The 13,933-nt window shown below is 42.3% G+C and carries 13 protein-coding genes; 9 read left to right on the top strand and 4 right to left on the bottom strand.

What is annotated here, in order from left to right:
* Positions 1-44: 44 nt before the first annotated feature.
* On the bottom strand, positions 45-1,061 hold the full coding sequence (locus DW904_RS00740; protein WP_118577666.1) for a LacI family DNA-binding transcriptional regulator: 1,017 nt from the start codon (positions 1,059-1,061) through the stop codon (positions 45-47).
* Between the two features lie 274 nt (positions 1,062-1,335).
* Between DW904_RS00740 and DW904_RS00735 the strand changes: the two genes are divergently transcribed.
* From DW904_RS00735 to DW904_RS00695, 9 genes are all read left to right on the top strand, one after another.
* Entirely contained in the window at positions 1,336-2,295 is a 960-nt protein-coding gene (locus tag DW904_RS00735; protein ID WP_118577665.1) for a nucleoside hydrolase, read from the top strand.
* A gap of 21 nt (positions 2,296-2,316) precedes the next feature.
* Positions 2,317-3,363, top strand: a complete 1,047-nt coding sequence (locus DW904_RS00730) for a BMP family ABC transporter substrate-binding protein (RefSeq protein ID WP_118577664.1) — start codon at positions 2,317-2,319, stop codon at positions 3,361-3,363.
* A 74-nt stretch (positions 3,364-3,437) separates the two neighbouring features.
* On the top strand, positions 3,438-4,976 hold the full coding sequence (locus tag DW904_RS00725; RefSeq protein ID WP_118577663.1) for an ABC transporter ATP-binding protein: 1,539 nt from the start codon (positions 3,438-3,440) through the stop codon (positions 4,974-4,976).
* Positions 4,977-4,981: 5 nt separating this feature from the next.
* Positions 4,982-6,055 carry an ABC transporter permease gene (locus DW904_RS00720; protein ID WP_118577662.1) on the top strand — a complete coding sequence of 358 codons (1,074 nt, stop codon included), beginning with the start codon at positions 4,982-4,984 and terminating at the stop codon, positions 6,053-6,055.
* The gene (locus DW904_RS00715) at positions 6,052-6,969 is read left to right on the top strand and encodes an ABC transporter permease (RefSeq protein ID WP_347561973.1); all 918 of its coding nucleotides are present in this window, start codon (positions 6,052-6,054) and stop codon (positions 6,967-6,969) included. Before DW904_RS00720 ends, DW904_RS00715 begins: the two co-directional genes overlap by 4 nt.
* The gene (locus tag DW904_RS00710; protein ID WP_279254374.1) at positions 6,966-7,838 is read left to right on the top strand and encodes a ribokinase; all 873 of its coding nucleotides are present in this window, start codon (positions 6,966-6,968) and stop codon (positions 7,836-7,838) included. Before DW904_RS00715 ends, DW904_RS00710 begins: the two co-directional genes overlap by 4 nt.
* 16 nt (positions 7,839-7,854) lie before the next feature.
* Positions 7,855-8,829 carry a nucleoside hydrolase gene (locus DW904_RS00705; RefSeq protein WP_118577660.1) on the top strand — a complete coding sequence of 325 codons (975 nt, stop codon included), beginning with the start codon at positions 7,855-7,857 and terminating at the stop codon, positions 8,827-8,829.
* Between the two features lie 5 nt (positions 8,830-8,834).
* Positions 8,835-9,674: an EamA family transporter gene (locus DW904_RS00700; RefSeq protein WP_202187645.1), complete on the top strand. Its 840-nt coding sequence runs from the start codon at positions 8,835-8,837 to the stop codon at positions 9,672-9,674.
* A gap of 1,009 nt (positions 9,675-10,683) precedes the next feature.
* Positions 10,684-12,396, top strand: a complete 1,713-nt coding sequence (locus DW904_RS00695; protein ID WP_118577658.1) for a glycoside hydrolase family 43 protein — start codon at positions 10,684-10,686, stop codon at positions 12,394-12,396.
* Positions 12,397-12,506: 110 nt separating this feature from the next.
* Here the strand turns inward: DW904_RS00695 and DW904_RS00690 are convergent, their stop codons facing one another.
* The 3 genes from DW904_RS00690 to DW904_RS00680 form a co-directional block, all read right to left on the bottom strand.
* On the bottom strand, positions 12,507-12,776 hold the full coding sequence (locus tag DW904_RS00690; RefSeq protein ID WP_118577657.1) for an alpha-L-rhamnosidase C-terminal domain-containing protein: 270 nt from the start codon (positions 12,774-12,776) through the stop codon (positions 12,507-12,509).
* Between the two features lie 31 nt (positions 12,777-12,807).
* Positions 12,808-13,221: a hypothetical protein gene (locus tag DW904_RS00685; RefSeq protein ID WP_279254376.1), complete on the bottom strand. Its 414-nt coding sequence runs from the start codon at positions 13,219-13,221 to the stop codon at positions 12,808-12,810.
* Positions 13,222-13,288: 67 nt separating this feature from the next.
* Entirely contained in the window at positions 13,289-13,933 is a 645-nt protein-coding gene (locus tag DW904_RS00680) for a DUF6198 family protein (RefSeq protein ID WP_118577655.1), read from the bottom strand.

Genomic DNA, 13,933 nt, shown 5'->3' with positions numbered 1-13,933 from the left:
TACTGTAATTGATTTTCGGATTACAGTATCCTCGTTTTTACGTTTCAACGAATATCCCTGGTACTTTTTCTCACGATCAGCTGAAGATCAAATTCTTTTACCACAGGTTCGGTATCAGGCTGTTCCGCAGCATGGATTAAGATTTCCGCAGCTGTTTTTCCCATTTCGTAAATCGGCTGATAGACAGTTGTCAAAGGCGGATTGATAATGGCAGAAGTAAAATTATCATCATAACCGACTACTGATACATCATCCGGAATGTGTAAATTGTATTTCTCCAGACTGTTATAAACCCCGTATGCCATAAGATCATTAAAGGCAAAAACTGCAGTAAATTTCTGGCTGATCAGGCTGTCAATGGCTGCATAGCCAGATTCGTAGCTGTAATTTCCCTCAAAAACAAGGGAAGGATTCCAGGGAATCCCTGCGTCGGACATAGCTTGCTGGCAGCCACGCAGACGGCTGGAAGAACCTTCCAAAAACTGCGGGCCGGTTATAAAAGCAATCCTGGTATGCCCAAGAGAAAGCAAATGCCTGGTAGCCATATAACCGCCCTTGAAATGGTCGGAAATAACTGCGTTTGCAGGCTTGTGGTAGTCGGTCATATCCATCTGTACCATGGGGATGCCATAGGACAGGATCAGGTCACGGTTGCCGGAAAAAAGACCGGACTGGTTGGAGGGCGTTGTAACAATGGAAAGGCCATCTACGTTTTTTGCATGGAGAGTTTCTATGTATTGACGCTCTTTCTCTGGATTGTTATTGGTGGTGCAAAAGAAGGTAGACCAGCCTTTTGCCTGGCAGGCGTCTTCCATTCCTTTTGCGTATTTCCCATAGTAATCGTTACAGATTTCGGGAATGAGCAGCCCCAGGGTATAGCTTCTCTGGGTTTTTAGAAGAACAGCGGCAGAATTTGGTTTATAACCAAGTTCTTCGGCTGTTTTTTTGATCCGTTCTTTGGTTTCCTCTGCAATGCGGGAGGGGCGATTGTTTAAAACCAGGGATACCGTTGCGGGAGAAACACCCACGGCAGCTGCAATATCTTTGATTGTGATTTTCATTTCTTTACCTCACTACTAAAGATTTATCAAAAGTTTATCATAAATTACCAGCAATTGCAATGCAAAAGCACTGTGAAATATACACAAAAACAAATAAATAAAATTGTAATATACGACAAAACTCACAAAACAAAGATGATAAAACTTGACTTTTTATTTTACCAATGGTATTGTGAAAACACGAAAGAGATAAAACGTTTTATCAAAAGTTTACCAAAAACAGAGACAGTAGAACAGATCAAGTAAAAGCAAAGAAAGCGAGAGGAAAAAGAAAATGGATAAGAAAAGAAAAATTATTATTGACTGCGACCCAGGACATGATGATGCTGTAGCAATTATGCTGGCAGCAAGAAACCCGAAGCTGGAGCTTCTTGGTATTACCACAGTAAGAGGAAATCAGACACTGGAAAAGGTTACAAAAAATGCCCTGAATGTATGCCAGTTTCTGAACATTGATGTTCCGGTATGTAAAGGACTGGCAGATGCGATTGTTCGTCCTTCCCTTCCTACAGAAGAGAGAGTACACGGAGATTCCGGCCTTGATGGTCCTGTATTTGGTCCATTGGCGAAGCAACTGGATCCCAGACATGCGGTAGATTTTATCATTGAAACTGTGATGAATTCCGAAGACAATGTGACACTGGTTCCAACAGGACCGTTAAGCAACATTGCAATGGCCATTAAGAAAGAGCCACGCATCCTGGAGAAAATAGATGAAATCGTGTTGATGGGCGGCGCTTACCAGCATGGAAATGTAACTCCGGCAGCAGAATTTAATATTATGGCTGATGCAGAAGCTGCTTATGTAGTATTCCACTGCGGAAGACCGGTGGTAATGATGGGACTGGATCTGACCAGACAGGCTCTTTGCTATCCGGAAATTGTAGAGAGAATGTCTCATGTAAAGACAACAGCAGGAAAATTATTTGTAGATCTGATGAAATTCTTCTGCATGACACAGAAGAGAACCTTCGGATGGGAAGGCGGCCCGCTTCATGATCCTACTACAATTGCTTATCTGATCGATCCAAGCTGTATGGAAGTGAAAGAGATGTATACGGAGATTGATATTTCCGGAGGCTGCAGCCATGGACGTACCAATTGTGATGTATTCCATTTATCAGACAAACCAATGAACTCCAAAGTGGCAATGAAACTGGATGTGGAGAAATTCTGGGATATCGTGGAAGACAATCTGAAACGTTATGACAGTCTGGAATACGAAAGCTTATAAATTTTACAGGGGGAAAAATAAATGAAGAGAAGAGTATTAGCAGCTGCAATGGCAGCGATTATGGGAATTATGGGAACTGGAATGACAGTATATGCAGATGGGGAAGAACCACTGAAGGTGGCACTGGTATATTCCGGATTCCTTGGGGACAAATCCTTTAATGACCTGGCACATGAAGGCGCACAGAAAGCAATTGAAGATTTTGGTGTAGAAGTACAGGAACTGGAATCTGGAGAAGCAGCTGACTGGGAGGCAAACTTTGTAGCTATGGCAGATGCAGGATACGATCTGGTAATCGGTGTTTCCACACAGTTTTCAGAAATTATGAAAAAACACTGCCCGGATTATCCGGATACAAAATTTGCCATGATCGACGGAGTCAGCGATGCAGGTGATAATGTTGTTTCCACGTTGTTTGCTCAGAATGAAGGCTCTTTCCTTGCTGGTGCGGCAGCCGCCATGCTGACTACCAAAACAGATATTCCTGGCATTAACGATAAGAAAATAATCGGATGGGTAGGTGGAATGGATATTCCGGTACTGCATGATTTCTATGTTGGATATGAGCAGGGGGCAAAATATATTGATCCGGATATCGAAATTCTCCAGTCATTTGCAGGAACCTTCACAGACGCATTAAAGGGAAAAGAACTGGCAAATGCACAGATCAACCAGGGCGCAGATGTTGTTATGAATGTAGCAAATATTACTGGTATGGGTGTGCTGGAAGCTGCAAGCGAGCAGGGGGTATATGCAATCGGAGTAGATACAAACCAGGACGATCTGTATCCAGGCTCTGTTTTTACCTCAATGACCAAAAATGTTGATAACTGTACTTATCAGATCATTCAATCTGTAGTTGACGGAACCTTTGAAGGCGGAACCTCTACTTATATGGATCTGGCACATGACGGTGTGGGACTTACTGATTTCGCTGTAATAAAGGAATCTCTGGGAGATGAATTCCCGCAGGATATTGTTGATAAAGTAGAGGAATTAAAGGAAAAAATCGTCAGCGGTGAGATTGTAGTAGATTCCTACGAAGGCTATGGAAAACCGGAGCAGTAGAAACAAAGAATAATGACAGGTACTTTTTCGGGGGATGAAAGTCCCCTGGAAAAGCGAAAGAGGGCAAGGTTACTATGAGTGCAGAAAATTATGTTGTAGAAATGACAGATATTGAAAAAAATTTTGCAGCCGTAAAAGCGGTAGATCATAGTTTTTTTAATCTGAAAAAAGGAGAAATTCATTCCCTGATAGGAGAGAACGGAGCTGGCAAATCGACCATGATGAAGATGCTGTATGGCCTGTATCAGCCAGATGCTGGTGAAATCAAAATTGGCGGAGAAAAAATGCAGAATCTGACGCCGGGAAAAGCAATTGAAAAGGGAATTGGAATGGTTCACCAGGAGTTTATGTTGGTAAATGAACTGACTGTTCTGGAAAACGTGATTCTTGGATTTGAGCCGAAGAAAGGTGTAACCATCAATTTCGAAGAAGCCAGGAAAAAAATCCAGACTTACATAGATAATTATCATATGGAAATTCAGCCGGACAAGCGTATCGACCAGATCTCAGTAGGAGAAGCACAGAGGGTTGAAATTATCAAAACTCTGTACCGTGGGGCAAATGTACTGATTATGGATGAGCCTACTGCGGTACTGACACCCCAGGAATGTGTAAAGTTTTTTGAAATTTTACAGGAACTGAAAAAAGATGGAAAATCTATTATTTTTATTTCTCATAAATTAAATGAGGTAATGGAAATTTCAGACAGGATCAGTGTCATGCGGGCCGGAAAATATATTACAACTGTGGATAAAAAAGATACAAATCCTACAGAACTTGCCAAGCTGATGGTGGGAAGAAATGTCAATCTCCACGTGAAGTCGGAAAACGCAGTAAAACCAGGAGAAACCGTATTAAAGGTAGAGAATCTCTGGACTTCCGGTGAAAAAGAAAATTCAAAAATCCGTGGAATTTCCTTCCATGTGCGTGCCGGAGAAACGGTCGGAATTGCCGGAGTAGACGGAAACGGACAGAGTGAGCTGATTGAGGCAATCACTGGTTTACGGAAAGTGGAAAAAGGGTCTGTGATCTTAAATGGAAAAAACATTACCAATTTTTCACCGAAGAAAGCCAGAGAAGCAGGCTTAAGCCATATTCCGGAAGAACGTAACATCCGTGGCTTGAATCGTGCAATGTCTATTGAAGATAACCTGGCAGCATTGAAATTTGAACAAAAACCATTTTCCAGTCATCATAACAGGAATAAAAAAGAAGTAAGGAAATTTGCAGAAGACCTGATTGAAAAATTCGATATCCGTCCTAAGAAAGCAGAAGTTATTACCCAGTCTCTGTCTGGTGGAAATGCGCAGAAAATTGTTATTGCCCGTGAAGTAGATGCAGGTGGAGAGCTTCTGATCGCAGCACAGCCAACCAGAGGTGTTGACATCGGTGCAATTGAATCCATCCGCACTATCCTGGAAAATGTAAAAAAAGATGGAAAAGCCATTTTGCTGGTTTCCGCTGATTTAGACGAAGTTATGGATATGTCAGACCGGATCGTAGTTATGTACGAAGGAAAAATCACAGGAATACTGGATGCAAAGACTGCAACCAAAGAAGAAGTAGGTCTGTATATGCTGGGACAGGCGGAACAGAACAGGGAGGAGGCGTAGAGAGGATGAAAAAATCCAATCGTTATGTGACGCTGTTATTAACATTGCTTTTGTCTATGGTGATAGGCGCCATTTTCATGTGGCTGGTAGGCTACCATCCATTAGATGCATATGTACAGCTTTTTAAAGGTGCGTTTATAGGAAAAGTAAATCTGGGAACCACACTTCAGAAATTTGTTCCGATTCTTCTTACCGGACTTGGTTTCGCAGTAGCCGCAAAGGTAGACTGCTTTAATGCTGGAATTGAAGGTGAGCTTTATCTGGGCGCTATGGCAGCAGCCTGGGCTGGACATTATGTAACCTTTTTACCAGGAATCCTGCATATTCTGTTTTGTTTTCTGGTGGCAATGGTTGCCGGAGCATTATGGGCAGCAATTCCCGCTATTCTGAAGGTGAAGTGGAATGTAAATGAAATCTGTGTATGTATTTTGTCAACTTACGTGGCAAAGTATTTCTGTTCCTGGTTATGTAATGGTCCGTTGACCGCAGGAAGCGGAATTCCACAGACACCAAATGTAACAGATGATGCATTGCTTCCAAAGATTCTGGATCCAAGCCAGGCAAACTTTGGTTTATTTATCGGTATTGCAATTATTGCTTATATTGGATGGTTCATTTACAAATCTACAATTGGCTTGAAATTCCAGATGGTAGGTCTGAATAAGAAAAATGCGGAATATCTTGGTGTGAATGTGAAAAAAGTTGTAATCCAGGGCATGATGGTATCCGGTGCTCTTGGAGGAATTGCAGGTGCTATTGAGGTCCTTGGATCTTATGGATATTTCCTGGACAACTTCTCACTGAACATTGCCAATGATGGTATGCTTGCTTCCTTGATTGTATGGAATGATATTTTACTGGTTCCTGTTATGTCCCTGTTTGTTGCGGCGCTGAAAGCAGGTGCACTTTCCATGGAACGTTTCGCAGGAGTTCCAAGATCCGTTGTAGATACGATCACAGCAGTGTTTATCATTTTTGCAACAATGGAAACCTTATTTCAGTTTTCGAAAGGTAAATTTGCAGCGAGAAAAAAGAAGAAGCAGGAAAGCAGTAAATCGGAAGGGGGAAAATCAGTATGAGCAAGATATTTGATCTGACGCTGATTTATGCAACGATTCGATCTGCAACACCGATTCTGTTTGCAGCTCTTTGTTGTACGATTACACAACAGGCAGACATTCTGAATATCGGTACGGAAGGAATTATGCTGACTTCGGCTTTCGTAGCGGTTCTCACAAGCGTTATGACAGGAAGCTGGCTGATCGCAATTCTTATGGCGATTGTCAGTGGAGTGGTAATGGCGTTGATCATGGCGGTAGCCAATATCAAATATTCAGCCAATATCTGTGCTATTGGCATGGCAATCAATATGTTTGCACTGGCAATCACAAAATTTGGAATTAAACGCTTTCTTGGAACATCCGGAACTTATTCCGGAAGTGATATTATAGGAATCCCAAGAATCCACATTGCAGCATTCGATAATAATATTTTCCTGAATGAAGTGTTGAATAATTGGTGTGTGACAGAGGTTTTTGGCATCATCATGGTAGTTGTCATGTGGTTCTTGTTATTCCGTACAGCCTGGGGACTTCGGGTAAGATGTGTAGGCAGATTTCCAATGGCTGCTGAAACTGCCGGAATTAATGTGCGAAGGCTCAAATATCAGGTAATGATTATATCTGGTGTTATGGGAGGGCTGGCTGGTGCACATTTGTCCCTGGGCTATTCTAAAATGTTTGCGGAAAATATTACAAACGGACGTGGATTTATGGGAATCGCAGCAATGAATTTCGGTGCCCAGAATCCAATTTTGGTGTGGGTCGGAACGTTAATCTTCGGATGCATAGATTACATCGGAGCAAGACTGCAGTCTTATGGTATTCCGTCCCAATTTATTTTAATGCTTCCATACATTTTTACAATTACCGTTCTGGTACTTGCTATGTGGAAAAAATCAGCCAGTGAGGCGAGAAAGAAGAGTGCATTGTGAAAACAAAGGTTTTAAATTTTGGTTCTTTAAATATGGATCATGTCTATCAGGTGCAGCATTTTGTTTCGCCAGGTGAAACACTCTCTTCTACAAAATTACAGCATTTTTGCGGGGGAAAAGGACTGAACCAGTCCATAGCCCTTGCAAGAGCCGGAGCAAATGTGTATCATGCCGGTGCAATTGGCATGGATGGACTGCAATTAAAAAAACAGTTGGAAGAGGATGGGGCAGACACTTCTTTTTTACAGATAAGAGAAGAGCTGGAAACAGGACATGCCATTATTCAGGTAGATGAAACAGGACAGAATTGTATTATTTTGTATGGCGGAGCCAATCAAAGTATTACCGGAATGCAGGTAGACGAAACTCTGAAGTATTTTGAAAAGGGCGATATCATACTGCTTCAAAATGAGATCAATGAGCTGAAATACATTATGGAAAAGGCATATCAAAAAGGACTGCGCATTTTCCTGAACCCTTCACCATGCGATGAAAAGATCATGGAGCTTCCGCTGGAACTGGTGGACACGTTGCTTTTGAACGAAGTGGAAGGTGAGCAGATCACTGGGAAAAAAGAGCAGGTGCTGGAAGCGTTGAAGGATAAATTTCCGGAGATGCATATTATTCTGACGTTGGGAAGCAAAGGCTCTGTATACGCAGATAAGGAAAATTGTGTATTTTGTGAGGCGAAGAAGGTGAATGCGGTAGATACCACGGCTGCTGGAGATACCTTTACAGGATATTATATAGCGGCGGTCAGTGAAGGGGAAAGCGTGAAAGCAGCTCTGGAGCTGGCAACAAAAGCGGCAGCAGTGGCTGTTACCAGGCAGGGGGCAGTTCCGTCAATTCCCTATCGGAAGCAGTTTTGACAGACGAAAGGAGATCATGGTGAAAAAAGTAATTCTTGATGTAGATACCGGGTCAGATGATGCGATCGCAATTATGATGGCGGTATTGTCTGGAAAGTTAGATGTTATTGGAATTACAGTGACGTGGGGAAACAGACCGGTAGAAGACTGTGTGAAAAATACACTAAAAGTGCTTGAGTTGGTAAAAAAAGATATTCCTGTATATCAGGGATGTCCACAGGCTATGGTGAGATATCTGACCAGACAGCGAAATGCAGCACTGGATCAGGATGGAATCAGTATTTCAATAGATGGAAAGGAATATACGGTCCATCCAAAAGAATTTCCATTGCCGGAGCCAAAAGCGAAAGCGCAGGAAGAACATGCATGTACATTTTTAATGAATGCAGTAAAAAGCAGTAAAGAGAAAGTGATTCTGGTTGCGGTAGGTCCTTTGACCAATCTTGGCATGGCATTGCGGATGTGTCCGGAAATGAAAGAAAATATTGAAAAAATAGTGCTCATGGGAGGAGGCGTACATAAAGGGAATATCACGCCTTGTGCGGAAGCCAATTTTTATCATGATCCAGAAGCAGCTAAAATTGTTCTGGAAAGCGGAATCCCATGTGATGTTGTGCCTTTGAACGCAACTCATTCTGCTGAAATTTCTCTGGATAATGCAAAGACATTAGAAGAAACTGAAAAGGAGCCAGCAGTATTTGCGGCAAAGCTGATTCGTCAGAGAATAGAGGCTCTGGATAAAATGCATGCAGGAAACGGGTATTCAGATGCAATTCACGATGCATTGGCAGTAGCAAGTTTGTTGGATGAAAGTGTCATTGAGGAATGGAAAACAAATGGTTTTGATATTGATATTAATGGCGGTTCCGGGGATGGCGCGCTGATCGTGGATGAGCGAAACAACCAGGAAATAAAGTTTCCGGTACGTTTTGCCATGAAAGCGAACCAAAAGAAATTTTTTGGACTGATGAAGGAAATACTGGGGAAATGATTTATTTGGCATTAACGCTGATAGGAAGCTGTTTTATTTCCTATGGATTTAAGCTGGCTAGTATTAAAAAGACCGATCAGGACTATATTGTTTTCCTGAATTATTTTACTGCATTTCTGGGAATGGCAATTTACTGTGCGGCCAGTGGAAATATAGAAGTGTCAGGATTAAAAAATGGGCCGATGCTTATGCTGGCGATTTTTCTGATGCTGTTTATGTTTGGAAATCTGGTTGGAAATAATGCCAGTACAGACAGAAATGGAATCAATAACACTACCTTTTTTAACAGGATCGGTTTCCTTCCCTGCATTCTGCTGTCGGCAATAATCTGGATGGATATTCCGGGCATATGGCAGATTATAGGAATGGTAATCCTGGTAGGAAGCCTGATGCTTATGATGAAAGACCTGAAACAGATAAAGCGTGAAAATCTGTGGATGTTATTTGGGCTGACTTTTACCAATGGCATGGTCTCGTTTCTGAATATTGTTTATGGCAGATATTTTTCAAGCAAAACGGAAATCCTGTTTTTAGCCACTGTGTTTTTGATGGCGGCTTTACTTGCAGCTGTGATTCTGGTAAAAAAAGGGAAAATGCCGTGGAAATGTAAGAAGGATGATTTTCTTATTGGAGTATTTATCGGATTGTCTAATATTTTAACCACTTTGTTTATGTTGAAAAGCTATACGGCAGTTACTGCCAATATTGTAGCGCCAACTACTGCGGCAGGAAATATGATATTTGCAGCGGTGGTAGGAAAGCTGGCGTTTAAAGAGAAGATAAGCAGGAGTACGGTGGCGGCGCTGATATTGGCAATTGTGAGTGTGGTATTGGTGAATGTTTAAAAAAATAAGGGCTCAGAGCCAACTAAATTAATGGGGAACATTTTGGAGGTTGACGCTGAGTAGTTGCAGGAAATTATAAAATTATTGTGTAAGAAGATATACGAAAAATATATAAAAGGATCTCTGTTATCTCGGGATGAGAGACAGAGATCCTTTTTGTTAGGATTTCTTCAAAGCTTTCTGTTTCTTAAAGGTCTGTACGCCCTCAGCTACCAGGAACAGTGCCAGAATAGCTATTGCAGCTGCAAAAACCAACTGGTATATGAAATTTCCTGCAAATTGTAATGCGTATTTTGTAGAAGATTTTTTCTTAATATGTCTTAATTGTTACTGTTTACTGGTAACATTCCGCGAGGCGTTTTTTGTGAACAAAGTTCACAGAAAACCCGAGAGTTGCGGCGCGAAATCATGCAAAGCATGATTTCTGTGCATCGCGAAGCGTGTTACTGTGAACGGAGTGAACAGTAACTCTTAATTTATGGATACTGACGAAAGTGAACTCGCAGATTGTTATAATTAGGGTGTAATGTTATACTGATTTTACGGGAAATCAGAACACCCCAAGGCGGCCTACCCTCTTCGGAGGGGTAACCCTCCGGACGAAAGAAAGGAGGGATGCCAATGTACGTTACATATTCGGATCTGGTCCAGATAGGTATCTTCATTGTAGCTCTCATAGGATTGTGCTATACGATCTTTGGGAAAAGAAAATAGCCGCCCACTACTGCCATAGTGAACGGCTGGTGCTGAAAAGCATTTAAGTATTCATTGTCGGAAGGTAGGCCGTGTGTTGCTGACTTCCCTTTCTTTAGTTCAATATAGCACATCTGGCAGTTGGAGGCAAGTAAAATTGTCAAAACGGCTGGCTCTATACAGCGGTATGTATAGCAAAATAAATATCGATGATTGGCAAATATCAATGATTTTACAAAATGGATTACAGCAGCTGGAAACTATGGTAAAATATATAGCAATAACACTGTAAATTAACACGAGGAGGAAACCGAAAATGATCCAGAATCCCATTCTTCCAGGCTTTTGTCCGGATCCAAGCATTATCCGCGTAGGGAATGATTATTATATTGCGAATTCCAGCTTTGAATGGTGGCCGGGAGTGAAAATTTACCATTCAAAAGACCTGAAACACTATGAGCAGCTTCCATCTCCGCTGAACAGATTGAGTCAGCTGAATATGATAGGGGAGGGAGATTCCTGCGGTGTCTGGGCACCGGATATCTCCTGGAACGGAGAGTATTTCTGGCTGATCTATACAGATGTAAAGACCCGTACAGGTGGACTGTTTAATACACATAACTATCTGGTGAAATCGAAAGATATCCGTGGTGGCTGGTCTGAACCGGTTTATCTGAACAGCTCAGGCTTTGACCCCTCTGTTTTCCATGACACAGATGGAAAAATGTACATTGTGAATATGATCAATAATTTCAAGGGAATTCTGGTACAGGAATATGATCCGGTACAGGAGTGCCTGGTAGGAGAAGCGAAGAATGTTTTTCCGGGAACTGGAAGCGGCTATACAGAGGGACCTCATATTTATCATATTGGAGAATATTATTATCTGTTAATGGCAGAAGGTGGAACTGGTTATGATCATATGGTAACAATGGCCCGTGCGAAATCCATCTGGGGACCTTATGAGGAAGATCCGGGGAACCCGGTGCTGACTTCAGACATAGAGAATCCAGATGAGCTGCAGCGTTGTGGACATGCAGATATTGTGTGCACCCAGAATGGTGAGTGGTATATGGTTCATCTTTGCAGCAGACCACCTATGGGAAGCAGACAGTGTGTATTAGGCCGTGAAACTGCGATTCAGAAAATGGTATGGAACGAAGAGGGTTGGCTGAGAATGGCCTGTGGTGGTAACTTCGGACAGTGGGAGACGGAAGAGCCAGAAGGGCTTGCTGAGTATACTTTTCCAGAAGAAGCAGAGAAAGATTATGGCAGAGATGAGTTTGATATTGAGAGTGTTGCGCATGGAAAATGCAGCGGTGATTTTGAAGATAATACAGGCAAAAACAGATGTGTGGAATCAGGTTTAAATAGTGCAGAAGGTGATGATAAACTAGAAAAAGATAAACTAGTAGCATCTGACTATTTGGACGTACGTTATACCGCTCTGCGCCAGCCCTATGACAGCTACACAAGTCTGACGGAGCGGCCTGGCTATCTGCGCCTTTACGGACAGGAATCCCTGAACTCCTGCTATAACGTAAGCCTGGTGGCAAGACGACAGATGGAGCGCCATGTCCAGGTGGAAACATGCGTTGAATTCACCCCGACCTGCCGGGAGCAGATGGCAGGTCTTGCCTACATGTATGATACCGGTAATTTTTATCTTCTGGTAAAAACCAGAGACGAAGAGTTTGGAAATCAGACTCTGGACTTGAAAAGTCCGGCCAAGCTTCGCCTGATAAAAAGCGATCATTTTGACGTCACAGACGTGGTTCAAGAAATCTCCATTCCAGAAGAAACACCACTGTTCCTGCGGGTTGTGACAACTCAGGAAGGTCTCTATGCAAAATTTTTCTACTCTCTGGACGGAAAAGAATATAAAGAACTGGCAGAACTGCCGACAAAAATCCTTACAGATGAGCAGAGTGACGGCTTCACAGGGGCACATTTCGGAATGTACTGCCATGATATGACCGGGTTGAGACGGTATGCGGATTTTGATTATTTTGAAATGAAGTTGTGTTAAAAAATATTTGCAAGAAAGTAACAGTGTGAAACCTATGTTTCTGGATCATGGATACCAGAAAACATAGGTTTTTTGCTAAAACGAGAAAAATACAGTATGCGTGGTTAATATTATTTTTGCAATCTAACATAAAACTGGCTTATTCCTGCACTTGCAATATGACAGCTTTCATCAGGAAGCCGCACCGGTAATTCTGCCTGGAATGGTACGGTGACCGTAAACTGTAAAGTAGTAGGAGACGGATATTCCCATTTAACTTCATAAGTCCCCCGATAAGTGGAGATCTTTCCCTGGACATAGTTCAGACGTGAATCTGGAACTGGTGCAAGGAAAAGGTCTCCATTTTCATCAAATTGAAAGCAACAGAGATATTCGTACATCTACCCTGCAACGCAGCCATTTGCATAATGATTAAGGCTGTTCATATTCCCAGAGAAAGCTTTTTCCCCCAAGTTGTGTACGATGAGTTACATATGCATTCCAGTCAGTCATAGCCGGAAAGTGTGTGGCAAGCATCTGCCTGTCATGTGTCCTTAAATAAATTTCCCAGGGCAGAACAACAATGGAATCCCCCCACGTGCAGAATCCGATTTTTCCCATTGGAAGAGTACTATTGGCTGGAAGGTTCGGCTTGGGAAGCGGCGCGTATAAAGGGACTAATCCATGTAAGGCTTTTTGCTCCAGAGAAAGATTATTAAGATAGTGATTTAAAAATGTTGCAGAATCCATATGAAAACAGGCGGTTTGCGCAAAAACGCAGATATCACCGGTACATCCCAGACGTTCGTCACGCTGGGGACAATCTGTAGGAAATGTAGAAAAAATCCCAGCTAAGGGGCTGGGAAAAATGATTTGTCTGAAGGCTGGTAATTCTCATAGGGCGAAATCTCCTTTAAAATCCTGCAAGCTTACGCAACGGGGCTTTGAAAAAGTGATTAAATACAGCAATTACCCTTCCCACGCCAACCATAGCGATTATGGTTCCAATGCCAATTCCTGCAAGCTTGTGGGCAAAGATCAGCCCGATGATACAACTGATACCTACACTTGAGAAATCGATGATATTTTTCCCAAGTCCCATACCTTTTCTAGAAACCTCACCAATGGTATGGGCAAGTCCGTCGGCAGGATTGGGGACGAAATTCATATTTACCATCATTGCAGCGCCAATGCCTGTGAAAATAATTGCTACGATGAGGAGGAGAAGATTCTGCCAGAGCCGGGAGTAGCTCATGGTAAGAATATTGCCGAAGAAATCCAAAAGCAGGCTGAATACCAGACTGAAGGGAATCTGGAGCAGATCAGCAAAGTGATAATCCGGTCTTCTTAAAATAAATTCAATTCCTACAAGAATAGAATAGACCACAAAGGTCATGGCAGCGAAATTCAGTCCCCATATGGCAGCAATGGCAAAAGGCATGGAAATAATAGGAGAAACGCCAAGCCCTGTCTTAGTGCTTAAGGTTATGCCGAGAGCCAGAAAAATACAGCCTAGGATATAGAAAAATATACGGTAAAAATTGCATGGCTTCTTCAT

This window comes from Ruminococcus sp. AM42-11, assembly GCF_003480145.1.
Lineage (GTDB): Bacteria > Bacillota > Clostridia > Lachnospirales > Lachnospiraceae > Blautia_A > Blautia_A faecis.
Note: the sequence above shows the minus strand (reverse complement) of the source record. Positions and strands in the feature narration are given on the sequence as shown.